Origin of the sequence: Nonomuraea sp. NPDC049646 (assembly GCF_044465525.1) — a bacterium.
In the GTDB taxonomy this organism is placed as follows: domain Bacteria; phylum Actinomycetota; class Actinomycetes; order Streptosporangiales; family Streptosporangiaceae; genus Nonomuraea.
Genome location: NZ_JBITLU010000005.1, coordinates 212,400 through 236,223, shown reverse-complemented (window position 1 = coordinate 236,223; position 23,824 = coordinate 212,400). Strand labels below are relative to the sequence as shown.

Genomic DNA, 23,824 nt, shown 5'->3' with positions numbered 1-23,824 from the left:
GCAGACAGCGTGTGACTTTCCCGCCGGCGACGTCCGTAGCTTCGGTCACGTGCCACGACATGACGACGCACCGAACCCCGGGCCACCGGGGACCGTGAGCGCGCAGTCGGTGAGGGCGGCCCATCCCGGCTGGCACATCGATGACGTGACCGGAGGCTGGGTGGCCGTTCGCAGGGCCCGGTACCCCGTGGGAGCGTGCTGTCCGACGTCCGCTGCGGCGCGACGCTGGACGAACTGGCCGAGCACCTGGCCGAGGAGACCGGCATCGAGACGACGGCCGCCCGTCCTCACCGGGCGTTCAGCCGTACGGCGGGGTGAGCGTCCGGCGCCGGCCGGTGGCGCCGGACGCCGGAGGAACGCCGCCGAGCGATGTCGCTGCCTTCGGTCAGCGGGAGCGGCGGAGGCGGAGGAAGTCGCTGACGACGTATTCGCCGAGCCGGTCGGCGCTCGGTGAGAACACCCGGCCGCCGTTCCTGCGGGCCACCTCGTCCACGAACTCCTTCAGCCGGTCGTCGGCCGCCAGCATGAAGACGTTGATCGTCGCCCGTCGTCGCGTCATCTTGTCCACCTCGGCCAGCGTCAGCTCCAGCGTCTCGTGCGACGGCGGCCACTCGAAGGCCGACCTGCCGTTGCGCATGAGGTGGGCGGTCGGCTCGCCGTCGGTGACCACCAGCACCACCGGCTCGAAGTCGGGGTGGCGGTCGAGGTGGCGGCCGGCGATCAGGAGGGCGTGGTGGAGGTTGGTGCCCTGGACCATGTCCCAGTCGAGGCCGGCCAGCTCGTCGGGCTGCAGGACCCGGGCGTAGTTGGAGAAGCCGATGATCTGCACGGCGTCCTGCGGGAACTTGGAGGCCACCAGCGCCTGGAGGGCCAGCGCGGTCTGCTTGGCCGCGGCCCACGTGCCGCGCAGGGCCATCGAGTACGACAGGTCGACCAGCAGGCACACCGCCGCCGCGCTGCGGCGTTCGGTCTCGGAGACCTCGAAGTCGTCGACGGACAGGCGCACCCGGGCCCGCCCGTCCTGAGGGGCGGTCGCCACGCCGCCGCTGCGCACGCCGTTGACCAGCGTGCGGACGACGTCGATCGGCTGCTCGTCGCCGAAGCGCCACGGCCGGGTGGAGCCGGTCAGCTCGCCGGCCGAGCCCGCGTCGTGCTGGTCGTGGTCGCCGCGCCGGCCCGCGTCGAGGGAGGAGAAGACGCGCCGCAGCGCGGTCTCGCCGAGCCGCCGGACCGCCTTCGGGGTCAGCTCCAGCTTGCCGCGGCGGCGCAGCAGGTAGCCCTGCTCCTCCAGCTCGCGTTCGATGCGCTTGAGCGCCTCCAGGTCGTCGACCGCCGCCCGGCCCAGGGCACGGCGCACGGCCGCCTCGTCGATGTCGTCGAGGCGCGCGCCCGGGTAGTCCTGGCGCAGGGCGGTCTCCAACTGGGTGAGGTCGGCCAGCTCCTCCAGGGCGGTGACGGCGTCGCCCATGGCCAGGGGCTCCTCGCCGGTCAGGCGCTCGGGGGCGTTCCAGGCCAGGTCGGGACGGCGGGCGTGCAGGGCCTCGCCGAGGCGGCGCATCTGGTCGGACAGGCCGGCCTGGTCGAGCGTCTGGTTGATGAGGCTGGACAGCTCCTCGCGCTGGCGGGGGGTCATCGAGGCCAGCATGCGCTGGGTGGCGGCGGCCCGCCGGGCCAGGATGTCGACGAGCTCCTCAAGGTTCCGGGGCGTTTCTGGGAACAAATCGCCATATTTCGCCATAAAGGCGTCAAAGTCTTCTTGGAGGTGCTCGCCCCGGCTGTCCCTGTCGAGCATGTCGTTCAGGTCGGACATCATCTGCCGGACGCGGGCCATGGCCTCGGGGTCGGGGTTGGCCAGCGCGTCGCGCAGCCCTCTGAACTGGCTGTCGAGCACCTCGCGCCGCAGCAGGTCGCGCAGCTCCTCGAAGGTCTGGCGGGCCGCCGCCGAGCGCCACTCGTACGTGCTCAGCTCCTGGATGGCGCTCGCGGTGTCCTCGGGCAGCCCGTCGAGCCCGGCCTCGCGCAGCCGCGCGTCGTCGGACGGGTCGGGGAACAGCTCGGCCCGCTCCTGCCCGATCGCCTTGTCCAGCAACGCCCGCGCGCGTTCGAGGGTGCCGTCGAGCCGCCCGCGCTCGCGCAGGTCCCTGCGCCGCCTGCGGACCTCCTTGAGCATGTCGTCGAGCCCCCGCCGGTCCTGGCTGCCCGGCAGCCCGCGCTTGAGCAGGTCGCGCAGCGCGTGGACCGGCGTCGAACCGGACAGGATCGCGTCGCCCATCTCGTCGAGGGCCGCGCGTACGTCGTAAGGAGGGGCCAGGGGGTCGGGGCCGTCGTGGTATTCGCCGTAGCGGAAGGCCATCACGCTTCCACGCTAACCCCAACCCGCCCCCGCCCGTCTACGGACGCCTGGCCACTTCCCACACCTCGACCGCGCTGTTCGCGTCGGGCGTATAACTCACCTGCACCTGGACCGCGCGCCCGGCCCCCTTGAGCGCCTTGGCCAGATCGGCCGACTCGCAGGGCAGCGTGCCGAGCCCGCGCTTGTCGACGCCGGCCGGCTTCCCGGACACCCAGCGGTCGCCGCAGCGGGCGGTGGCCCGGTAGAAGGACGTCAGGTACGTGTAGCCCAGCTTGAGCTGCTCGCCGCCGGTGCTGAACAGGACCGTCGCGTCGTCGATGCGCTTGATCGAGCCGCGCGCGGTGACCGGCTCCGGCCAGGCGTTCAGCAGGAACTCCTGGGCCTTCACTGCCCTGCCGCCCTCGTACTCGACCCGCAGCGGGACCGCGCCCTCCCGGAGCCCGACGGTAAGCTGGGCGGGCTTGCACGGCGTACGGCCCAGGCCGTCGCGGTCCAGCGCCACCCGGCCCTCGGTCTCCTTCAGGTCGCAGGCCGTCGTCACCCGGCTGTAGGCGGCGCGGGTGTAGTCGAGCTTGAGCTCTGTGGCCCCCGGGACCGGGGTCAGCTTGTAGAGCACGTTGCCGCCGCGCCGCACCTTGGCGGGCTTCATGGGCACGATCCGCAGGCTGCCCTTGCCGTCGGCCCAGGCGTAGCCGTAGGCGGTCTTGGCGGCCGCCGTGGCGGGGGCCGCCTGCGCGGGAAGCGCGAGGCCGCCCAGGACGAGGCCGACGGCGGTGGCATGGATGAGCAGGCGCATGGGCGGTTCCCCCCGGAGTCGTGATCAACCAAACACTACGACGCGGGAAACCGCCCGTTTGTTCACGTCCTGTAGATGGTGACCCCGTCGAGGTCTTCCCTTGACAGCCGCCGCATGAGGTAGAGACCTTCCAGCGCGAACTCCAGGGCCGCCGCGGCGTGCCCGGGGGACTCCTCGCCGGCGCCCATGCCGAGCCTGGACATGATCTTGGCCAGGCCGCTGACCGGCCCGATCCGGTGCAGCAGCTCGGCCGCGGCCACCATGTCGCCGGACTCCACCTGGTTGCCCTCGGCGAACTTGTCGGTCACCGGGGACAGGTCCATGCCGCCCAGCCTGCTCCTGAACGTCTCGGCCGTGGCCCGGCGCAGCAGGTGGGCCAGGATCTCGGTCTCCCTGCCCTCCTCGCTGACCTCGAACTCCACCTTGCCGCGCAGGCTGTGGACGACGCAGGCCAGGTCGCAGACGCGCGTGACGGCCTGGTCCTCGCCCTTGATCGCCGACCTGCGCACGGCGGAGGCCGCGGCGGTCTCGGCGGCGGCGATCGAGAAGCGCGCCGACACGCCGGAACGGGCGTCGACGGCCGTGGACTCGCGGACCAGCCGGGTGAACCTGGCGATCACCTCGATCAGGTGCTCCGGCACGTCGGCCCCGATGTCGGGCACCGACTCCTGGCGGATGAGGGTGAGCTCGTCCTCGACCGTGAGCGGGTAGTGGGTGCGGATCTCGGCGCCGAAGCGGTCCTTCAGCGGCGTGATGATGCGGCCCCTGTTGGTGTAGTCCTCGGGGTTGGCGCTGGCGATGAGCAGGATGTCGAGGGGCAGGCGCAGGTTGTAGCCGCGCACCTGGATGTCGCGCTCCTCCAGCACGTTGAGCAGCGAGACCTGGATGCGCTCGGCCAGGTCGGGCAGCTCGTTGACGGAGAACACGCCGCGGTTGGTGCGGGGGACCAGGCCGTAGTGGACGGTCTCGGGGTCGCCGAGGGTGCGCCCCTCTGCGATCTTGATGGGGTCGACGTCGCCGATGAGGTCGCCGACGGAGGTGTCGGGAGTGGCGAGCTTCTCGCCGTAACGCTCGTCGCGGTGCTTCCACGCCACCGGCAGCTCGTCGCCCAGCTCGCGCGCCATGGTCTTGCAGCGCGTGCAGGCGGGGGCGTACGGATGGTCGTTGATCTCGCAGCCCTCGACCACCGGGGTCCACTCGTCGAGCAGGCCGGTGATCGTGCGGATGAGCCGCGTCTTGCCCTGCCCTCGCTCACCGAGCAGGACCAGGTCGTGCCCGGCGAGCAGCGCCCGCTCCAGGTGTGGCAGGACGGAGTCGTCGAAGCCCACTATGCCGGGGAACCGGGGCTCGCCGGCCCGCAGCCTGGCCAGCAGGTTTTCCCGGACCTCGGCCTTGACGCTGCGATGAACGTGGCCGCTCTCCCGCAACTCGCGGAGAATACGTGGCTGATGCACGGGATCGAGACTACGTCCCCCGCGAGAAATGCGGCAGAGAGTTTCGCATCTGGCGGAGATTTCGGATCTTGACCTATTGCGTGACGGTTCGTACGCGTGCTTGTCCCTTTAGTGGGGAGAATCGGCCCTAGGGAACATGCACATGTCGAGGGAGGCGAGACGCGTGGCCTTGATGACAAGCCGCTTCGCCGACGGCCTCGCCGTGGGTTCCGACCTGGTGGAGGCCGCGGAGAGCGCCGTCGGTCAGGCACTGTCGAGGCTCAGCGGCCAAGCCGACCTGGTCTGCTTCTTCATCTGTGGCGAGGACCCCGAGGACGTCGCCAGAGCCGGCCAGGCCGCGATGAAGCTGGCGCCCGAGGCGCACGTGATCGGATGCAGCGCCACCGGTGTGATCGGCGACGGGCAGGGGGTCGAGCTGACGCCCGCGGTGAGCGCGTGGGCGGCCACCCTGGAGGGGGCCAGGCTCACCACGTTCGCCCTGGAGACGCTGGCGGCCGAGGACCGGTTCGTGGTCGTCGGGCTGCCCGAGCGCACCGGCGACGACCACGTGGCGATCCTGCTGGCCGACCCGTACACCTTTCCGACCGACGCGTTCGTGGAGCGCTCGGTCGACGTGCTCGGCGACCTGCCGCTGATCGGCGGCCTGGCCAACGGGCTGCAGGGCAGGGGATCCGTACGGCTGTTCGCGGACGGCAAGATCTACACCGAGGGCGCGATCGGCGTCCTGCTCAGCGGGCCGATCAAGATCAGTACGGTGGTCAGCCAGGGCTGCCGCCCGATCGGGCCCAGCATGGTGGTCACGGCCTCGGAGGAGAACCTGCTGCTCGAACTGGCCGGTCAGCCCGCGCTGGCGAGGCTGGAGGACATCGTCAGCGAGCTGGACGAGGACGACCGCGAACTGGTCGCCGCCGGCCTGCAGATCGGCGTGGCCATGGACGAGTACGCCGAACGTCACGAACGCGGCGACTTCCTCATCAGAGGCGTCATCGGCATCGACCCCGAACGCGAGGCCGTGGCCATCGGCGACATCGTGGAGATCGGCCGTACCGTGCGCTTCCAGGTCAGGGACGCGGCCACCGCCGACGAGGACCTGTACGACCTGCTCGACGCCCACCGCGAGGAGCTCGGCAAGGTGGACGGCGCGCTGCTGTTCTCGTGCAACGGCCGTGGCTCGGCGATGTTCGGCACCGCCGACCACGACCCGGTCGCCCTGCGCGACACGCTGGGACCGATCGGCGTCGCGGGCTTCTTCGCCGCGGGCGAGGTCGGGCCGGTCGGCGGCCACAACCACGTGCACGGGCTCACGGCGTCCGTGCTGGTCTTCTCCAGCGCCGCGGAGCCGGAGCTGTCGTGATCCTGGCGATCGACGTCGGCGGCACCAAGATGGCCGCCGGGCTGGTGGCCCCTGACGGCACCGTGATCACCTCCCGGCGCGCCGCCACCCCCCAGAACGCCGACGCCGAGACGCTGTGGCACACCCTCACCACCCTCATCGACCCCCTGTCGGAGCGCGCCGAAGGGGTGGGCGTGGGCTGCGGCGGGCCGATGACCTGGCCCGACGGCGAGGTCTCGCCGCTCAACATCCCCGGCTGGCGCGGCTTCCCGCTGCGCGCCCGGCTGGCCGGCCGGTTCCCCGGTTTACCGGTACGCCTCCACAACGACGCCATCTGCCTGGCCATCGCCGAACACTGGCAGGGCGCCGGCCGGGGAAGCGCCGACATGCTGGGCATGGTGGTCTCCACCGGCGTCGGCGGCGGCCTGATCCTGGGCGGACGCCTGGTCAACGGCGGCACGGGCAACGCCGGCCACATCGGGCACGTCGTCGTCGAACCGGACGGCGGCCCCCGCTGCGGCTGCGGCGGCCACGGCTGCCTGGAAGCAGTCGCCCGCGGCCCCGCCTTGACCACCTGGGCCCAATCCCAAGGCTGGACCCCCACCCCGAACAGCCACCCCACCACCCCCCTCAGCCCCTCCGCCCCCGACAACCCCTCCACCACCGCGGGGCCTGGCGCCACCTTCAGCCCCGGCGCCCCCTTGGCCCGCAGCGCCACCCCCAGCTCGTCCGCCTCCGCCAGCCCCACCGCCTCTGCCATCCACAGCGCCAAGCAGCTCAACGCCCCCGGCCCCTCCTCCCCCCTTGACCCCCGCGATGGCGCGCCATTTCCGGGACAGGGCCGCGGAGGTGCGGAGGCCGCCGGACAGGGCCGTGAGCGGGGGCCGCTTGCGGGCCAGGGGCGTGAAGGGGCGATGGGCGCCGGTGGGGCGGCGGGGATGGGACTCGAGGCGTACCAGGAGGATCGGGCGGTCACCGGGCGGGCGCTGGCGGCCGACGCGCTCGCCGGCGACCCCGTGGCCCTGCTGGCGATGCGGCGAGCCGGACGGGCGCTCGGGATCGCGATCGCCTCCGCCACCCACCTGTGCGACCTGGACCTGGTGACGATCGGCGGCGGCCTGTCGCAGGCCGGCGAGCCCCTGTTCGGCCCCTTGGAGGAGGCGCTGCGGGACCACGCCCGCATGGGCTTCGCCCGCCGCCTCAAGGTCGTCCCCGCCGCCCTCGGACAGGAGGCCGGCCTGGTAGGCGCCGCCGCCCTCCTCCTGGCCGGCGACGCCTACTGGCCCCCCACCCGCCCCTGAGCCCCACGGGTGACGTTCGCGACGTGGCTCCTGTGGGAGGGGTGCCGGGCGGGTGCGGGATGAGGGTGCGCAGGCCCGCGGCCCGCCCGGTGTTCCTGGCCGGGCTCTAGGAGGTCAGCCCTCCTGGGTGTGCACGCCCGAGCCCGCGTCGTCGCCCGTGTCCGTACGGGGGCCGGAACGGTCGTCGTTGTGGTCGCCCGCCGGCGGGACGGGCATCGCGACCGGTTCGCACCGGCCCACCTCCCCCTGGACGACCTGCAGCGAGGTGGACACCGGCGGAGCCTCGGGCCCGCTCCTGTCCAGGGTGACCGCCAGCACCAGGGTCTGCCCCGCCGGGACCTGGCCCTTGGCGATCCGGAAGGAGATCCCGCCGCCGCTCCTGCCGATGCTCGCCTCGAAGCGCCCCTCGCCGCCCCCGTTCCGCCCTCGCGGCTGCTTGCAGGTCTGGCCGTACGGCAGATAGTCCACCACCGCCTTGACCCCCGCCGCCGCCAGCTCGTCCGCCAGCCCGCCGGGGTCCCGGAAGGCGTTGATCTCCACCGCCACCCCGCCGTCGGCCGTCCCGGTCACCGCGTAAGCGGGCCCACCGCCGAACAGGCCGGTGGCCGTCACGGTGGCGACCACGGCGACGCTGGCGGCCGCCGCGGCGAGCCCCACGACCCTGCGCCGGGGCCGCCGGACGACCGGAGCCGGGACGGGCTGCGTCCCGGCCGCCATCTCCGCCTTGAGCGCGCCCAGCAACCGCTCCTCGAAAGTGTTCATGCCTGTCCCTCCACGTACATGGCCGACGGCGAAGCGACGTTCTCCAGGGCGCGTCTGGCCCGATGCAGGCGGACCCGCGCGGTCACCTGCCTGATGCCGAGGGCGGCGGCCGCCTCGGAGACGGTGAGCTGGTCGATCGCCACGAGCTCCAGCACCGCGCGTTCGCCCTCCGGCAGGCCCGCCATGGCCTCCAGGGCGCCGCGCATGCCGCGCTCGGCGTCGATCCGCTCCTCCATCCGGACGAGGTCGTCGTCGTCCATCAGCCGCCGCCCCGCGATCCGGCCGGCCGCCCGCGCTTCCCTGGCCGACCTGCGGAGCTGGGCCGACACCACGTTGCGGGCCACGCCGTACAACCACGCGGTCTGGCTGCCCCGGCCCGGCACGTAGGTGTGGGCCGAGTCGAGGGCCGCCAGGAAGACGTCGGCGGTCAGGTCGGCGGCCAGGTGAGGATCGCTCACCCGCCGGACCACGAACCGCATGACGACGTCGACATGGCGGCGGTAGAAGGCCTCGAAGGCCGCCGGGTCCTCGTTGAGGCGCACTGGCCTCGCTCCCTTCGTCGTTCGCCCTTACACCTGTACTTGGCCCGGCCCAAGGAAAGCGTTTCTGCGCAGGTCAGGCGAGGGTGGGGCGGCGCGGCTGGAAGAGCCACGCGTCGAAGAGCGGGTCGAGGTCCTTGCCGGACAGCCGTTCGGACAGGTCGACGAACTGCCGCGTGGTGACGTTGCCGTAGCGGTGATCGGCGGTCCAGGTCTTGAGCAGCTTGAAGAACGTCGGGTCGCCGACCGCCTTGCGCAGGGCGTGCAGCGCCATGCCGCCGCGGGTGTAGACCGACTCGTTGAACAGGTCGCCGGGCTTGGCCCGGCCCGGCGGGTAGGACCACATCGGGTCTTTGGCGCCGCGGTTGTAGAAGTCCTTGAAGATGGTGTCGGCGGTCTTCTTGCCCCGGTGCTCCGACCACAGCCACTCCGCGTACGTCGCGAAGCCCTCGTTGAGCCACAGGTCCTTCCACCGCTTGATGGTCAGGCTGTCGCCGAACCACTGGTGGGCCAGCTCGTGGGCGATGATGCCCTCGTCGGGGTCGAAGCCGCCGTAGAGGGGCTTGGTCTGGTTCTCCAGGGCGTAGCCGGCCGAGTAGTCGTCGACGACGGCGCCGGTCGAGGAGAACGGGTAGGGGCCGAAGACCGTGCTCCAGTAGTCGGTGATCTCGCCCGAGACGTCGTAGACGCGGTCGAGGCCGGTCTTGAACTTCGGATCGACGGCCGCGTACGTCGGGATGCCGCCCGGCGAACGGCCCTGGCGCACCTCGAACTTGCCGATCGTGGCCGTGGCGAGGTAGGTGGCCATCGGGTGCCGCTCGCTCCACCGGTAGGTGGTGCGGCCGCCCGCGGTGGACGGCGGCGCGCTCTGCTCGCCGTTGGCCACGACGGTCAGGCCGGCGGGCACGGTGACCGCGAAGTCGAACGTGGCCTTGTCGGCCGGGTGGTCGTTGCTGGGGAACCAGGTCTTGGAGCCGTTGGGCTCGGAGGCCACGAACGCGCCGTCGGCGGTGGGGATGAACCCGTACGTGCCCAGGTTGGCGGTGTCCTTGGCGGGCGTGGGGCTGCCGGAGTAGGAGATCTCGGCGGTGAACGGCGAGCCGGCGGCGAGCCGCGCGGCCGGGGTCACGGTCAGCTCGCCGCCCTTGCGGGAGAAGCGCGCGGGCGAGCCGTCGACGCTGACCTTGGCGACGTCGAGGCCGGTGAGGTCGAGGTTGAAGCTCGACAGGTCTTGGGTGGCCTTGGCGCGGATCTTCGTCAGGCCGGTGAGCCGCTTGGTGGCCGGGGTGTAGTCGACGGTCAGCGAGTAGTGGGCGACGTCGTAGCCGCCGTTGCCGTCCTCGGGGAAGTCGGGGTCGCCGATGCCCGGCGCGCCCGTGTGGCGGCCGGCGGCCGAGCGGGGCGGCGGCTCGTCGGTGGGCGCGCACGCGAGCACGCTGATCAGCGCCACCAGCACGGCCGCGCCGCGTCTTCTGATCCGCATAGGTGAACCAGCCCCCTTCAACCCGTGACCGGAATCTTACGCTGGGTCACGCGTTCCCGACGACTCGTCACCGTGGAGGGGGAACAGCCGGAGGCGCCGGCGGCTCCCCGCCGCCGGCGCCCCATCAGCCCAGAAAGTGGTGATGGTCCCATAAAATCCAGATCACCCCCACTAAGTCGGGACAAACTAAAGGTTGCCCCTGCGTTCCTGCTCGCGCTCGATCGCCTCGAACAGGGCCTTGAAGTTGCCCTTGCCGAACCCGAGCGACCCGTGCCGCTCGATCAGCTCGAAGAAGACCGTGGGACGGTCCTGGACCGGCTGGGTGAAGATCTGCAGCAGGTAGCCGTCCTCGTCGCGGTCGACCAGGATCTTGCGCTTCTTCAGCTCCTCGATCGGCGCCCTGACCTGCCCGATGCGCTCGCGCAGCTCGGGGTCGTCGTAGTAGGAGTCGGGCGTGTCGAGGAACTGCACGCCCGCCGCGCGCATGTGGTCGACGGTGGTGAGGATGTCGTTGGTGGCCAGGGCGATGTGCTGCACGCCGGGCCCGCCGTAGAACTCCAGGTACTCGTCGATCTGCGACTTCTTGCGGCTGATCGCCGGCTCGTTCAGCGGGAACTTGACCTTGCGCGTGCCGTCGGCCACGACCTTGGACATCAGCGCCGAGTACTCGGTCGCGATGTCGTCGCCGACGAACTCGGCCATGTTCGTGAAGCCCATCACCTTGCGGTAGAACTCCACCCACTCGTCCATCTTGCCGAGCTCGACGTTGCCGACGCAGTGGTCGACCGCCTGGAACAGGCGTCCGGTCTTCGTCGCGGGCGGCGCGACGAGCGGCTCGGCCGGCACGTAACCGGGCAGGTACGCGCCCCCGTAGTTGGACCTGTCCACGAGCGTGTGCCGGGTCTCGCCGTAGGTGGCGATGGCCGCGAGCACCACCTTGCCGTGCTCGTCCTCCAGCGTGTACGGCTCCACCAGCCCCGTGGCGCCGTGGGCGACGGCGTAGGCGTACCCGGCCTCCACGTCGGGCACCTGGATGGCCAGGTCGATCACGCCGTCACCGTGCTCGGCGACGTGCCTGGCCATGTCCGTGCCGGGCCGGATCGAGGCCCTGAACTCGAAGGTGGCGCTGCCCGAGGTCAGGACGTAGGCGACCTCGTCGCGGCTGCCGTTCTCCGGCCCGCGGTAGGCCGCCAGTCGCATGCCGAAAGCGGTCGAGTAGTAGTGGGCGGCCTGCCGGGCGTTGCCCACGGCGAACACCACGGCGTCCATGCCGTTAACCGGAAAGACATCAGTCATACCTCCAACTCTCGATTTAGCTGGACGAGTTGTGCAACAGTTACTTGAACGAGTGCACATTCTGTCCACCCATCCCGGGTCCGAGTCGGAGAACTTGTACAGCATGACGATCGACGAACTGGACGCCCGGCTGATCTCGCTGCTGACCGCCGAGCCGCGACTGGGCGTGCTGGAGTGCTCCCGCCGCCTCGGCGTGGCCCGCGGCACCGTCCAGGCCAGGCTCGACCGGCTGGTGGCCAGGGGCGTGATCACCGGGTTCGGGCCCGACGTGTCGCCCGTGGCGCTCGGCTACGACGTGACGGCGTTCGTCACCATGGAGATCAGGCAGGTCTCCGGGCACGACCCGGTCGCCACCCGGCTGGCCCACATCCCCGAGGTGCTGGAGGTGCACACCATCACCGGCGGCGCGGACCTGCTGTGCCGGGTGGTCGCGCGGACGAATGCCGACCTGCAAAGGGTCATCGACCAAATCGTGGATGTTCAGGGGGTGCTCAGGACTTCTTCGATCATCGCACTCGACACACCGGTTCCTTACCGAGTGCTGCCTTTGGTCGCCGATGTTCCGCGCCGCGGCGGGCGCTAGACGTACCATCGCTTAGGGACGAGGCACCGTTATCGATCGTTTACCCTTGACATTCGCCCAGCTTGCGGGGGTTGGGCGAGGGTGTCTCAGAGGGGGGTCTCGGATGCGGGGCGGTGGTGGAAAAGGCATGCGGAAACGGCGCGTACTCCGAATAGTGTTGATCTCTTTCGGCGCCGGAATCGCCGTGCTGGCCGGTCTTTTCGCCATTGCGTGGGCGATGACTCCCATTCCCGACAGCACGCAGAAATCGGCCACCGCCGAAGGCTCGGTGATCTATTACCGCGACGGCAAGACGGTCCTCGCCCGGCAGGGCGTCGACCGCCGGAACGTCGAGCTGGCCAAGGTGCCCAAGCACGTGCGCGACGCGGTCATCGCCGCCGAGAACCGCTCGTTCTACAACGACGGCGGCGTCTCGCTCAAGGGCACCGCGCGGGCCGTCTGGTCCACCGTCACCGGGCAGCAGCTCCAGGGCGGCTCCACGATCACCCAGCAGCTCGTGCGCAACTACTACAGCGGTCTCAGCCAGGAGCGCTCGGTCACCCGCAAGTTCAAAGAGATCCTCATCGCGATGAAGGTCGACCAGTCCAAGTCGAAGGACTGGGTGCTGGAGCAGTACCTCAACACGATCTACTTCGGCCGCGGCGCCAACGGCGTCCAGTCGGCCGCGCGCGCCTACTTCGGCAAGGACGTCGACAAGCTCACCGTCGCCGAGGGCGCGTACCTGGCGGCGGTCATCCAGCAGCCCAGCCGGTTCGCCGACCCCGAGGGCGCCGACCTCGACGCGGCCCGCTCCCGGTGGCAGGCCGTGATCAACGCCATGGGCCAGACGGGCGCGCTGTCGCGTCAGCAGGCCGCCGCCGAGCGGTTCCCGGTGCTCAAGGCGCCCAAGAAGCCGTTCGAGCTCAAGGGCCAGGGCCAGTACATGCTCGACCAGGTCACCGCCGAGCTCAACCGGCGCGGCTACTCCGACGAGACCATCAACAGCGGCGGCCTGAAGATCGTCACGACGTTCGACAAGAAGCTCATGACGGCGGCCGAGCAGGCGGTCAAGGACGTCCTCCCGGACTCGACGCCCAAGAAGGTGCGCACCGGGCTGGCCGCCGTCGATCCGGCCACCGGCGAGGTCGTCGCCTTCTACGGCGGCCGCCACGACCAGGTCGGCGACTACGACAACGCGTTCTCGGCCAAGCGGATGGCGGGGTCGACGTTCAAGCCGTACACGCTGGCCGCCGCGCTCGACAACGGCTTCGACCTGTCCACCAGGGTCGACGGCAACTCGCCGCTGCGGGTGGCCTCGGCCGACAAGCCCATCCCCAACGACAGCGGCCGCTCCTACGGCCAGATCAACCTGGTCAGCGCCACCCAGAACTCGGTCAACACGGCCTTCGTCGACCTCGGCCAGAAGGTCGGGCTGGACAAGGTCGCGGCCGTCGCCGAGGCCGCGGGCATCCCCAAGGAGCAGTTGCAGGGGCAACAGGCGTACGCGACGTTCCCGCTCGGCGTGTCCTCGGTCAGCGCCGTCCAGAACGCCTCGGGCTTCTCCACCTTCGCCAACAAGGGCGTGCACATGGAGGCCCACGTGGTGAAGTCGGTCACCGACGGCAAGGGCGAGAAGAAGACGGTCAAGCCCGTCGCCACGAAGGTGGTGGGGGAGCAGGCCGCCGCCGACACCGTCTACGCGATGCAGCAGGTCGTCAAGTACGGCACCGGCACCGCCGCCCGCCTCTACGACCGTCCGGTCGCCGGCAAGACCGGCACCACCGACGACTCCAAGAACGTCTGGTTCAACGGGTTCGTCCCGCAGCTCGCCGTCGCCGTGAACATGTTCCGCAGCGACGACGAGACCGTCACCATCCCCGGCTACGGCACGCAGTTCGGCGGCCAGCTCCCGGCGCAGATCTGGCGGGCGTTCATGACCGAGGCCATGGCCGGCGAGCCCGTCGAGGAGTTCCCCGAGCCCTCCCAGTACGGCTACGAGTCCTCCTACTCGCCGCCCGACCGCGGCCGCGACGTCCGCGACCAGCAGCCGACCCCGCCCGCCGACCAGAACGAGTGGGACAACCCCGACGCCGGCCCCACCGATCAGCAGCCGTTCGGCGACCCGGCGGTCACCGAGGCGCCCACCGACGACGGCTCCGGCGACAACGGCAGGACCGGCCGCGACCGCCAGGACGAACGCCCCCAGGACGCGCCCACGGCCCCCTCCGACCAGCCTCAGGGCCCCCCGGACGAGGGCCGTGACACCCAGCGTGACACCCAGCGCGACAACCTGGGCCGGCCGTCAGGCACCGGCTAGCTCGGCCCGCAGCTCCTCCACCGTGGTGACCGGCAGCCGGCAGGCGAACCCCCTGCACACGTAGGCGGCCGGCGCGCCGCCGACGGGCCCGCGCCCCTCCAGCAGCGCGGGGAAGGGCTCGCCGCCGGCCTCGCCGTCGCCGGGCGCGACCACCAGGCCCGGCACGTCGGCCAGCAGCGCCGCCCGGTGCAGGGCGGCCGTACGCGGGTCGGCGGGGCTGCCGACGACCGCCACCTCCACGGGCCCGTCGAGCGCCGCGCGGGCCACGGCCAGCCCCCAGCCGGCGAACCTGGCGTGCCGGTCGGCCAGCACCGACACCGTGGCGAGCGCGGCCGCGGCGGCCTCCCGGTGCCTGGCCGAGCCGGTCAGCGCGCCGTAGGAGAGCAGGGCCCCCGCGGCCGCGTACTGGCCGGAGGGCGTGGCGTTGTCGGTGGGGTCCTGTGGGCGCTGGAACAGCCGTTCGGCGTCGTCAGCGGTGTCGTAGAAGCCGCCGGAGCCGTCGGAGAAGCGGTCGAGGACCGTGTCGAGCAGCGTCCCGGCCAGCCGGAGCCATTTCGTCGCGCCGGTCACGCCATAGAGGGAGATCAGGCCCTCGGCCACGTTCGCGTAGTCCTCCAGCACGCCCGCGTTGGCGCCCGCGCGACCGTCGCGGGAGGTGCGCAGCAGCCGCCCGCCGCTCGTGTGCACCTCCGCGAGCAGCTCGGCCGCCGCCGTGGCGGCCTCGACCAGGTCGGGACGCTCGAACACCACGCCGGTCTCCGCGAGGGCCGCGACGGCCAGGCCGTTCCAGGACGCCACGACCTTGTCGTCGCGGCCCGGCCGCACCCGCAGCTCCCTGGCCGCCAGCAGCCTGCCGCGCACGCCGGCGTACCGCACCTGGTCCTCGGGGTCGCGCGGGAGCTGGAGCACCGACGTGCCGTGCTCGAACGTGCCGGTGACGTCGAACAGCCCGGTGGCCCAGCGGCCGTCGTCGTCGCCCAGGACCTCGCGCAGCTCCTCGGGCGTCCAGACGTAGAACTTGCCCTCCACGCCCTCGCTGTCGGCGTCGAGGGCCGAGGCGAGGCCGCCCTCGGGCGTGCGCAGCTCGCGCAGCATCCAGCCGGCCGTCTCCAGCGCCACCCGGCGGGCCAGGTCGCCGCCGCCCGCCTTCCACCAGTGGGTGTAGACCCGCAGCAGCAGGGCGTTGTCGTAGAGCATCTTCTCGAAGTGCGGGACCACCCACTCGGCGTCGACGCTGTACCGCGCGAAACCGCCGCCGAGCTGGTCGTAGATGCCGCCGCGGGCCATGGCTTCGAGCGTCCGGCCGCTCATCTCGCGCTCGCCGCGGCGCAGCAGGAACTCCAGGACCATCGACGGCGGGAACTTCGGCGCGCCGCCGAACCCGCCGTTGACCGGGTCGAACGACTCGCGCAGGTTGGCGACGGCCCGCTCCAGCGTCTCCGCCTCCGGCGTGCCGCCGCGCGGGAACGCGGTGTTCTGGTTGAGCGCCTCGACCACCTTGGCGCCCTGCGCCAGCACCGACTCCCGGTCGCCGGTCCACACCCGGTGGATCTCGGCCAGCAGCCGCCGGAAGTGGGGGCGCGGGAAGTACGTGCCGCAGTAGAACGGATGGCCGTCGGGCGTGGCGAACACCGTCATCGGCCAGCCGCCCTGCTGGGTCATGGCCTGGGTGGCCGTCATGTAGACGGCGTCGACGTCGGGCCGCTCCTCGCGGTCGACCTTGACGTTGACGAAGTGCTCGTTCATGAGGGCGGCCGTGTCGGCGTCCTCGAAGCTCTCGTGGGCCATCACGTGGCACCAGTGGCACGCCGAGTAACCCACGCTGATCAGCAGCGGCACGTCCCGGCGCCGGGCCTCGGCGAACGCCTCCTCGCCCCACGGGTGCCAGTCGACGGGATTGCCCGCGTGCTGCAGCAGGTAAGGGCTCGTGGCGTCGTTCAACCGGTTCATCAGGACCTCCCCCGCTCACCCTAAACCGCGTCACCGGGGCCGGGCCGCCACCCCCGCGGCTGACTCGGGCGGGGCGGACGGCGTAGGTTACGGGCGTGGACATCGACTACGTCTGCGCCCACGCGGGCCGCCCGCCGGCCGCCGTCACGCGCAGGGACGTCGCCCGCGCGCTGCTGGCCGTGCCCTCGGGCGTGGCGCTGGTGGCGCTGCCCGATCTGCGGCGGGCCATGGTGTCGGCGGGCAACCCGCTCTCGCAGCCGTTCTGGGACTCCGCCAAGGCCGCGCTCAGCTCCATCGAGGCGGGGGTGGCCACCGTCGGCGACGTGCAGCGCTGGGTCGAGTCCACCGGCACCGAGCCGATCCTCATGACGCCCAGCTACTTCGTCTGGCCCGAGGAGGACGAGCGCGGCCCGGTCGCGGCCGAGATGTTCGGGCGCATGGTCTCCTTCCTGGAGGAGCGCGTCGCCGCCGGCCAGATCGACCCCGACGCGCTGGCCCTGGGCGACCACGCCGCCCGCCGCGCGTACGAGGAGCTCCAGGAGCACTGGCTGGCCACGCCGCTGCCCGACGGACGGGTTCCCGGCTTCGCGGTCAGCGACGAGCAGGACGAGGAGCTGTTCGCCGCCCTCGACGAGGAGGAGGCGTTCGCGCTGTCGGAGCTGCGCCGCATCGTCGGCGAGCTGCCCAAGGCGCCCGAGCTGCCCCTGGTCGAGCTGGAGCTGGCCGCCGCGCGCCTGCGCGTGCTGCTGGACCTGCCCGGCTACCCCGCGAACGTGCTGCGCGCCTGCGCCGGTTTCGACGACCGGCCGATGCCCGACGACGACCGGGAGCTGTGGCTGGCGGTGGCGGCGGGCGTGGCCGGGCCGATCTCCGACCTGTCCGAGGACGACGACGTGCCGGAGGAGTTCGCCGACCTGGAGGGGGAGCTCGGCCACGAGGACGCCGCCCTGGCCAACCTGTGCGCGATCCAGCACGCCGACTGGCTGGCCGCGGTGGCGGCGCTGGCCCGCATGGGGCCCGGGGTGCTGGCCTCGCCGGAACGCCTGGCCAGGCTCATCGCCGAGTCCGACGACATCGAGTCGGGCGAGCAGGACGACGACGACCTCGACGCCACCGAGGGCCTGTTCGCCTCGGTGGTCAGCCTGTGGACCTACCTGGGCATCGTGGACGCCGACGAGGTGCTGACCCCGCTCGGCTGGTGGGGCCTGCCCAAGGCCCTGGAACGCGCCTGGTCACCCCGCGACTGACGAGTCGCTGTGCTCCTTGAACTCGGGGTGACGCTCGATGTAGCGGGCCACGTACGGGCACAGCGGCACGATGCGCAGCCCGGTGTCGACGCTCGTGCGCAGGGCGTACTCGACGAGCCTGCTCGCCAGGCCCTGGCCCTCGTAGGCGGGCAGCACCTCGGTGTGCGTGAAGACGACTTTCGTGGGCAGCAGTCGATAGTCGGCGAACCCGGCGACCTTGCCGTCGAGGAGGATCTCGAAGCGGCACTCCGTCGAGTTGTCGACTACTTCGATAGGCATCTAATCGGCTTTCCTGTCCGTCTCGCCCTCGTGCGGTACCTGGATCTTCGACATCTGCTTGTTCATCGACTTGATGAGGATGTAGAGGGCCAGCCCGATGAGGGCGACGACGACGAAGCCGAGCAGACCCGGACTGACATCACCAGCTGCGAGAACTGTCACACCTTCAGTCTGCCACCCGTATGCCGTGGTCCGGTCAGTGGCAGGCGGGTGAGACGTCCTCGGCGTGGATGCCGGCGAACAGGTCGTCCTCGGGCAGCTCGGTGTCGACCAGCGAGCGCGCCAGGTGGTAGTCCTCGGTCGGCCAGATCTCCTGCTGCAGCTCGCGCGGGCAGACGAACCAGAAGCCGTCGGGGTCGACCTGGGTAGCGTGCGCGAGCAGCGCCTCGTCGCGGATCTGGAAGTACTCGCCGCACGGCACCCGCGTCGTCACCGGCCACTTGGCGGGCCGGTCCTCCCAGCGGGAGATCCAGTCGGAGTACGGGGAGCCGAGCCCGCGCTCGGTCATGGCCTCGTGCAGCGCCTCGAAGCGCTCCTTGGTGAAGCCCATCTGGTAGTAGAGCTTCATCGGCTGCCACGGGTCGCCGGCGCCGGGGTAGCGGTCGGGGTCGCCGGCCGCCTCGAACGCCTCGACGGACACCTTGTTGGTCATGATGTGGTCGGGGTGCGGGTAGCCGCCGTCGTCGTCGTAGGTGATGATCACGTGCGGGCGGAACTCGCGCACGGCGGCCACCAGCGGGGCCGAGGCGTCCTCAAGCTTCTGCACGGCGAAGCAGCCCTCGGGCAGCTCCTCCTCCTCGCTCTCCGGCAGGCCGGAGTCGACAAAGCCCATGAAACGCTGCTGGACGCCGAGGATCTCGCGGGCCCGCTCCATCTCCGCCCGGCGCACCTCGCCGATGTTGGCCACGATCTCGGGCCGGTCCATCTTCGGGTTGAGCACGGAACCCCGCTCACCGCCCGTGAGGGTACAGACCAGCACTTCCACGCCTTCGCGCACGTAACGCGCCATCGTGGCGGCGCCCTTGCTCGACTCGTCGTCGGGGTGGGCGTGGACTGCCATCAACCTCAGGGGTGCACTCACGGGCGCGTTCTCCTCACAGGGTCTCCTCGGTGGAGGACCGGTCACTCGTCCAGAGAGGTTAGTTTCTGCTGGGCGGTCGCGAGGGCACGCCCCCCGCGGGCGACAATTGTCTCGGATAACGCTCAGGGAGTGCAGGGAGATTCCGCCATGGTCACCGAAGATGTCGGGAACGGACCCGTTCTCGGCACACCCGACGACTTCCCCGACCGTCCGAAGAGAGGCGGCCGGCTGGTCGTGCATGTCGTGATCGGCGTGCTGGTGGCCATCGTCGCGGGCGGCTGGGGATGGGTGATGTGGTCGATGACGGCCGGCGGCGGCTCGGAGGCCCCGGCGCAGGTCGTCTCGTTCAGCATCGACGCGCCCGGGCGCGCGGAGATCACCTTCGAGGTGTACAAGCCCGACGATAGAGTGGCCGTCTGCCGGATCAGGGCACTGGACGTCTACCACGCGGAAGTCGGTAGCAAGGAAGTAAGAATCCCGGCTGGTGAGGGTAGTAAGCAGCTCAAGGAGAGCCTCGACACCAGTGGTCAGGCCACTTCCGTCCACATCCAGTACTGCAATCTCGTATAGTGAGACATTTGGGGAAGCGTCCGGTCGGTTAAGTTGTTAGCCTTTCGCAATTCAACCGTCCACATCCTCAAGTGATCTCAGGGCCCCCTAGGCAAGCAAGGAGAACCCGTGGCCGACTCTCGCGATGAGAACGTCACATGGCTGACGCAGGAGGCGTACGACCGCCTGAAGGCGGAGTACGAATATCTCTCTGGCCCCGGGCGCGTCGACATCGCCAAGAAGATCGAGGCCGCCCGTGAGGAGGGCGACCTGAAGGAGAACGGCGGCTACCACGCCGCCAAGGACGAGCAGGGCAAGATGGAGGCCCGGATCTTCCACCTCCGCCAGATCCTCGACAACGCCAAGGTGGGAGAGGCCCCCAAGACCGAGGGCGTGGTCGGCCCCGGCATGACCGTGACGATCCGGTTCGTCGGCGACGACGACGAGGTCACCTTCCTGCTCGCCTCCCGCGAGGAGAGCGGAGCGCCGATCGACGTCTACTCGCCCAAGTCGCCGCTCGGCTCGGCGATCAACGGCAAGAAAATCGGTGAGAAGGCGACGTACTCGATGCCCAACGGCCGCCAGAACACCGTCGAGATCCTCGAGGCTGTGCCGTACATCGGCAACTGACCCCCGCAGATCCAGACCGCCGGGCCCACGTCGGCCCGGCGGCGTTTTCGCGTTCGCCGGCGATCGCGCAGGACCTCAGCTTTCTGGTGAAGACGCGGAAACGCCGAGACTTATCCCGGCTCATCCCCTTCATCGTGGTGATGCTGGTGGCCGTGCTCACCACCGACGTGCTGGTGCTGGTCCAGACGGGGGAGGAGCAGGCGCCGGTCGAGGTGGTGCGGGCGCGGCCGGTGCCGAAGCAGACGCTCATGGCCCAGTCCCGTGCCGACCAGCCCGTGGCCCCGCTGGGCAAGCTGCGCAAGCCCAACCTCTTCGTGCTCACCCGCAAGCCGTTCACGGACGAGCTGCTGCGCAAGGTGGCCAGGCTGCGCGGCGTACGGGCCCTTGAGCTGGCCGACGCGGCCTCCATCTCGCTCGACGGCAAGCGGGTGCAGACGCTCGCGGTGAACCCGTCCACGTTCCGGGCCTACACCCCCAAGGTGACGGCGTCCTCGGACGCCCTGTGGCAGAACGTGGCCTCCGGCGACGTGGCGGTCTCGTTCGTGCTGGGCAACGACGGCGGGCTCGCGCTGCACAGCCGGGTGAGCGGGCCGGCCGGGCCGCTGCGCATCGGCGCGTACGCCACAACCGGGTTCGGCGCGGTGGACGCGGTCGTGTCCAAGGAGACCGGGCGCAGGCTGCGCCTCCCGCGCGACAACGCGCTCATCGTCAGCGCCCCGGGTGCGAACTCCGACGCGCTGCGCCGGGCCATCCTGGCCGCGATGCCCAAGGGCACGCAGGTGGCCACGGTCAACCCCGTCCAGCCGCGGCCCAGGGCCGACACCCCGAAGAACTGGCCGTCCGGGTCGTTCATGACCGTGGAGCAGCTCACGACGGCGCTGAAGGCCGCGGTGTCCAAGCTGGGCCGGCCGTACGTGTGGGGGGCCGAGGGGCCCGACACGTTCGACTGCTCGGGGCTGGTGCAGTGGGCGTACGGGCAGGCGGGCGTGCGGATGCCGCGGGTGACCCACCAGCAGTGGGTGGCCGGGCCGCAGGTGCCGCTGGCCCAGGCGCAGCCGGGCGACCTGATCTTCTGGCGCAACGACCCGACGAACCCGGGTTACATCTCGCACGTGGCGATCTACTGGGGCGACGGGAAGGTGCTGCAGGCGCCGCGCACCGGCGACGTCGTCAAGATCTCCCCGTTGAGCACGCGGAACCTGGCCGGCGTCGTCCGGGTCAGTCCCGTCGCGGCCGCCCGCGTCCGCTGAGCGAACCCCTTCGGCATGAACCGCGGTTCGGCTCGTGCATTTCGCGCGCAACTGTGTAATCGTGATTACATGTCAGCAGATGAAATGAGCGCGCAGGTCCGCGGCTGGTTCACCGGCCGGCTCCCCGAGGGGTGGTTCACCGGGGCCCCCGAGATCGTCCGCGACCGCGAGGAGATCGCGGTGCTCGGCACGCTGCCCGACCCGCCCGCCGACACCCCCGAGGCCGAGCGGCTCGCGCTCATCGAGGGGCTGGCCCGCCGGTTCCGGGAGGAGACCCGCGAGCGGCGGATCGAGATCGCCCGCGAGGCGGAGCGCCGGTTCCGCCAGAAGGTCTCCTGGGGCGTGCGGTGCGGGGGCGAGACTGTGATGTTCACCACACTCTCCGTGCCCGTGATGACGCGGCTGCGCCAGTCGGAGCGTCAGGTGCTCGACACGCTGGTCGCCGCCGGGGTGGCCAGGAGCCGCAGCGACGCGCTCGCCTGGTGCGTGCGGCTGGTCGGCAAGAACACCGACACCTGGCTGGCCGAGCTGCGCGACGCCCTTCAGCACGTCGACAGAGTGCGCAACGCGGGCCCCGACGTCAATTCCTGAGAACACCGGCGGAAACGGCTCAGGAAATTGGACTAAACCATTGCGGTAATTGGTTTAGACCACGCTAATTGGCCTGGACCACGCCCCCGAATTCCTCTTTTAAATCTCGGAGACCTGGGTAGGCTCCCCGGATCGTCAGGGTCGCTGCCTGCGGCGACGGTCGCGCCAACAGGTCTATGCCAATTGGCTTTCATGCGCCTTCGTCGTTAATGATGTCTGGGCCCTGAGAGAGTGGAGGAGTCGCAGTCGTGTCCGTTTCCGTGGAAGTGCCCGCGCCGACGAGCAATCGCGAATTGGTCGCGTGGGTGAACGAGATCGCAGCCCTGACCCAGCCCGACCGGATCGAGTGGTGCGACGGCTCGGAGGAGGAGTGGACGCGCCTGACCAACCTCCTCGTCGAGCAGGGCACGCTCACCCGGCTCGCCGCGCGCCCGAACAGCTTCTACGCCAAGTCCGATCCCAGCGACGTGGCGCGGGTCGAGGACCGTACCTACATCTGCTCGGAGCGCGAGGAGGACGCAGGCCCGACCAACAACTGGATCGCTCCAGCGCAGATGCGCCAGACCTTCTCCGAGCTCTTCGCGGGCTGCATGCGCGGCCGCACCATGTACGTCGTCCCGTTCTGCATGGGCCCGCTCGGCGGCGAGATCTCGCAGCTCGGCGTCGAGATCACCGACTCCGCGTACGTGGCCGTGTCGATGCGGATCATGACGCGCATGGGCGACCGGGCCCTGCGCCTGATCGAGCAGCGCGGCAGCTTCGTCAAGGCCGTCCACTCCGTCGGCGCCCCGCTGCGGCCGGGCCAGTCCGACGTGGCCTGGCCGTGCAGCTCCACCAAGTACATCAGCCACTTCCCCGAGACCCGCGAGATCTGGTCCTACGGCTCGGGCTACGGCGGCAACGCGCTGCTCGGGAAGAAGTGCTACGCGCTGCGCATCGCCAGCGTCATGGCCCGCGACGAGGGCTGGCTGGCCGAGCACATGCTCATCCTCAAGCTCACGCCGCCCGACGGCGAGACCCGTTACGTCGCCGCCGCCTTCCCGAGCGCGTGCGGCAAGACGAACCTGGCCATGCTCCAGCCCACGATCCCGGGCTGGAAGGTCGAGACGATCGGCGACGACATCGCCTGGATGCGCTTCGGCGACGACGGCCGCCTGTACGCCATCAACCCGGAGGCCGGCTTCTTCGGCGTCGCGCCCGGCACCGGCCAGGTGACCAACGCCAACGCGATCAAGACCCTCTGGGGCAACAGCATCTTCACCAACGTCGCCCTGACCGACGACGGTGACGTGTGGTGGGAGGGGCTCACCGAGGAGCCCCCGGCGCACCTGACCGACTGGAAGGGCCGCTCCTGGACGCCCGACAGCGACGAGCCCGCCGCCCACCCGAACGCCCGCTTCACCACACCCGCCTCCCAGTGCCCGACCATCGCACCGGAGTGGCAGGACCCCAAGGGCGTGCCCATCTCGGCGATTCTCTTCGGTGGCCGCCGCGCCACCGCCGTGCCTCTGGTCACGGAGTCGCTGAGCTGGGAGCACGGCGTCTTTCTCGGAGCCAACGTCGCCTCCGAGAAGACCGCCGCGGCCGAGGGCAAGGTGGGCGAGCTGCGCTACGACCCGTTCGCCATGCTGCCGTTCTGCGGCTACAACATGGGCGACTACTTCGGCCACTGGCTCGACATCGGCCGGGTCAAGGGCGCGAAGCTGCCGCGCATCTACTACGTCAACTGGTTCAGGAAGAACGACGAGGGCAAGTTCATCTGGCCCGGGTTCGGCGAGAACAGCCGCGTGCTCAAGTGGATCGTCGACCGCCTCAACGGCGAGGCCAAGGCGAACCCGACGGCGATCGGCCTGCTGCCCGCCGAGCTCGACACCGACGGCCTCGACCTGTCCGAAGAGGACCTGCGCACGCTGCTGTCGGTCGACCGCGACGTGTGGCGCGAGGAGGCGGCCCTGATCCCGGCCCACTTCGAGAAGTTCGGCGACCACCTGCCGAAGGAGCTGTGGGACGAGTACGACGCCCTGCTCGACCGGCTCGGCTGAGCGGGCGCG

At 70.9% G+C, this 23,824-nt stretch carries 22 protein-coding genes; 11 read left to right on the top strand and 11 right to left on the bottom strand.

Going from position 1 to position 23,824, the window contains the following annotated elements; all coding sequences use genetic code 11:
* Positions 1-195 precede the first annotated feature (195 nt).
* Positions 196-318, top strand: a complete 123-nt coding sequence (locus ACIBQ8_RS16670) for a hypothetical protein (protein WP_397192333.1) — start codon at positions 196-198, stop codon at positions 316-318.
* A 67-nt stretch (positions 319-385) separates the two neighbouring features.
* On the opposite strand, the gene ACIBQ8_RS16665 is transcribed toward ACIBQ8_RS16670, so the two are convergent.
* The 3 genes from ACIBQ8_RS16665 to ACIBQ8_RS16655 form a co-directional block, all read right to left on the bottom strand.
* Complete coding sequence (locus ACIBQ8_RS16665; protein ID WP_397192517.1) at positions 386-2,353, bottom strand: VWA domain-containing protein; 1,968 nt, start codon at positions 2,351-2,353, stop codon at positions 386-388.
* Positions 2,354-2,390: 37 nt separating this feature from the next.
* A complete protein-coding gene (locus tag ACIBQ8_RS16660) occupies positions 2,391-3,149 on the bottom strand; it encodes a hypothetical protein (RefSeq protein ID WP_397192332.1) in 759 nt (252 codons plus the stop codon).
* A gap of 62 nt (positions 3,150-3,211) precedes the next feature.
* A complete protein-coding gene (locus tag ACIBQ8_RS16655) occupies positions 3,212-4,603 on the bottom strand; it encodes a sigma 54-interacting transcriptional regulator (protein ID WP_397176839.1) in 1,392 nt (463 codons plus the stop codon).
* A 172-nt stretch (positions 4,604-4,775) separates the two neighbouring features.
* On the opposite strand from ACIBQ8_RS16655, the gene ACIBQ8_RS16650 reads away from it, so the two are divergent.
* The gene (locus ACIBQ8_RS16650; protein WP_352353142.1) at positions 4,776-5,957 is read left to right on the top strand and encodes an FIST N-terminal domain-containing protein; all 1,182 of its coding nucleotides are present in this window, start codon (positions 4,776-4,778) and stop codon (positions 5,955-5,957) included.
* On the top strand, positions 5,954-7,237 hold the full coding sequence (locus tag ACIBQ8_RS16645) for an ROK family protein (protein ID WP_397192331.1): 1,284 nt from the start codon (positions 5,954-5,956) through the stop codon (positions 7,235-7,237). The genes ACIBQ8_RS16650 and ACIBQ8_RS16645 overlap by 4 nt, the downstream gene beginning before the upstream one ends.
* Positions 7,238-7,351: 114 nt before the next feature.
* On the opposite strand, the gene ACIBQ8_RS16640 is transcribed toward ACIBQ8_RS16645, so the two are convergent.
* From ACIBQ8_RS16640 to hppD, 4 genes are all read right to left on the bottom strand, one after another.
* The gene (locus ACIBQ8_RS16640) at positions 7,352-7,999 is read right to left on the bottom strand and encodes a hypothetical protein (RefSeq protein ID WP_397176842.1); all 648 of its coding nucleotides are present in this window, start codon (positions 7,997-7,999) and stop codon (positions 7,352-7,354) included.
* Positions 7,996-8,541 carry an RNA polymerase sigma factor gene (locus ACIBQ8_RS16635; RefSeq protein ID WP_397176844.1) on the bottom strand — a complete coding sequence of 182 codons (546 nt, stop codon included), beginning with the start codon at positions 8,539-8,541 and terminating at the stop codon, positions 7,996-7,998. Before ACIBQ8_RS16635 ends, ACIBQ8_RS16640 begins: the two co-directional genes overlap by 4 nt.
* 73 nt (positions 8,542-8,614) lie before the next feature.
* On the bottom strand, positions 8,615-10,021 hold the full coding sequence (locus ACIBQ8_RS16630) for a M1 family metallopeptidase (RefSeq protein ID WP_397176845.1): 1,407 nt from the start codon (positions 10,019-10,021) through the stop codon (positions 8,615-8,617).
* 186 nt (positions 10,022-10,207) lie between these two features.
* Positions 10,208-11,290 carry a 4-hydroxyphenylpyruvate dioxygenase gene (gene hppD / locus ACIBQ8_RS16625; RefSeq protein ID WP_397192330.1) on the bottom strand — a complete coding sequence of 361 codons (1,083 nt, stop codon included), beginning with the start codon at positions 11,288-11,290 and terminating at the stop codon, positions 10,208-10,210.
* Between the two features lie 130 nt (positions 11,291-11,420).
* Here hppD and ACIBQ8_RS16620 point away from each other — a divergent pair, with 130 nt between their 5' ends.
* Positions 11,421-11,900 (top strand): Lrp/AsnC family transcriptional regulator, encoded by a 480-nt coding sequence (locus ACIBQ8_RS16620; protein ID WP_397176849.1) that lies wholly within the window; start codon positions 11,421-11,423, stop codon positions 11,898-11,900.
* A 217-nt stretch (positions 11,901-12,117) separates the two neighbouring features.
* Positions 12,118-14,196: a transglycosylase domain-containing protein gene (locus tag ACIBQ8_RS16615; RefSeq protein ID WP_397192329.1), complete on the top strand. Its 2,079-nt coding sequence runs from the start codon at positions 12,118-12,120 to the stop codon at positions 14,194-14,196.
* On the opposite strand, the gene ACIBQ8_RS16610 is transcribed toward ACIBQ8_RS16615, so the two are convergent.
* Positions 14,182-16,146 (bottom strand): thioredoxin domain-containing protein, encoded by a 1,965-nt coding sequence (locus ACIBQ8_RS16610; protein WP_397192328.1) that lies wholly within the window; start codon positions 16,144-16,146, stop codon positions 14,182-14,184. The two genes, ACIBQ8_RS16615 and ACIBQ8_RS16610, sit on opposite strands and share 15 nt — an antisense overlap.
* Before the next feature lie 95 nt (positions 16,147-16,241).
* On the opposite strand from ACIBQ8_RS16610, the gene ACIBQ8_RS16605 reads away from it, so the two are divergent.
* A complete protein-coding gene (locus ACIBQ8_RS16605; protein ID WP_397176854.1) occupies positions 16,242-17,393 on the top strand; it encodes a hypothetical protein in 1,152 nt (383 codons plus the stop codon).
* On the opposite strand, the gene ACIBQ8_RS16600 is transcribed toward ACIBQ8_RS16605, so the two are convergent.
* From ACIBQ8_RS16600 to mca, 3 genes are read right to left on the bottom strand one after another with little or no spacing between them, the layout of a single operon-like run.
* Positions 17,379-17,672, bottom strand: a complete 294-nt coding sequence (locus ACIBQ8_RS16600; protein ID WP_397176856.1) for a GNAT family N-acetyltransferase — start codon at positions 17,670-17,672, stop codon at positions 17,379-17,381. The two genes, ACIBQ8_RS16605 and ACIBQ8_RS16600, sit on opposite strands and share 15 nt — an antisense overlap.
* Positions 17,673-17,834, bottom strand: coding sequence for a hypothetical protein (locus ACIBQ8_RS16595; RefSeq protein ID WP_397176858.1), 162 nt, complete (start codon positions 17,832-17,834; stop codon positions 17,673-17,675).
* Between the two features lie 34 nt (positions 17,835-17,868).
* The gene (gene mca, locus ACIBQ8_RS16590; RefSeq protein ID WP_364337743.1) at positions 17,869-18,753 is read right to left on the bottom strand and encodes a mycothiol conjugate amidase Mca; all 885 of its coding nucleotides are present in this window, start codon (positions 18,751-18,753) and stop codon (positions 17,869-17,871) included.
* A 147-nt stretch (positions 18,754-18,900) separates the two neighbouring features.
* On the opposite strand from mca, the gene ACIBQ8_RS16585 reads away from it, so the two are divergent.
* The 5 genes from ACIBQ8_RS16585 (at position 18,901) to ACIBQ8_RS16565 (ending at position 23,815) form a co-directional block, all read left to right on the top strand.
* Entirely contained in the window at positions 18,901-19,323 is a 423-nt protein-coding gene (locus ACIBQ8_RS16585) for a DUF4307 domain-containing protein (RefSeq protein ID WP_357974645.1), read from the top strand.
* Positions 19,324-19,431: 108 nt separating this feature from the next.
* Entirely contained in the window at positions 19,432-19,932 is a 501-nt protein-coding gene (gene greA, locus ACIBQ8_RS16580; RefSeq protein ID WP_352323258.1) for a transcription elongation factor GreA, read from the top strand.
* Between the two features lie 140 nt (positions 19,933-20,072).
* Positions 20,073-21,182: a C40 family peptidase gene (locus ACIBQ8_RS16575; RefSeq protein WP_397177146.1), complete on the top strand. Its 1,110-nt coding sequence runs from the start codon at positions 20,073-20,075 to the stop codon at positions 21,180-21,182.
* 69 nt (positions 21,183-21,251) lie between these two features.
* Positions 21,252-21,773 carry a hypothetical protein gene (locus ACIBQ8_RS16570; protein ID WP_397176859.1) on the top strand — a complete coding sequence of 174 codons (522 nt, stop codon included), beginning with the start codon at positions 21,252-21,254 and terminating at the stop codon, positions 21,771-21,773.
* A gap of 248 nt (positions 21,774-22,021) precedes the next feature.
* The gene (locus ACIBQ8_RS16565; RefSeq protein ID WP_397192327.1) at positions 22,022-23,815 is read left to right on the top strand and encodes a phosphoenolpyruvate carboxykinase (GTP); all 1,794 of its coding nucleotides are present in this window, start codon (positions 22,022-22,024) and stop codon (positions 23,813-23,815) included.
* Positions 23,816-23,824: the final 9 nt, after the last annotated feature.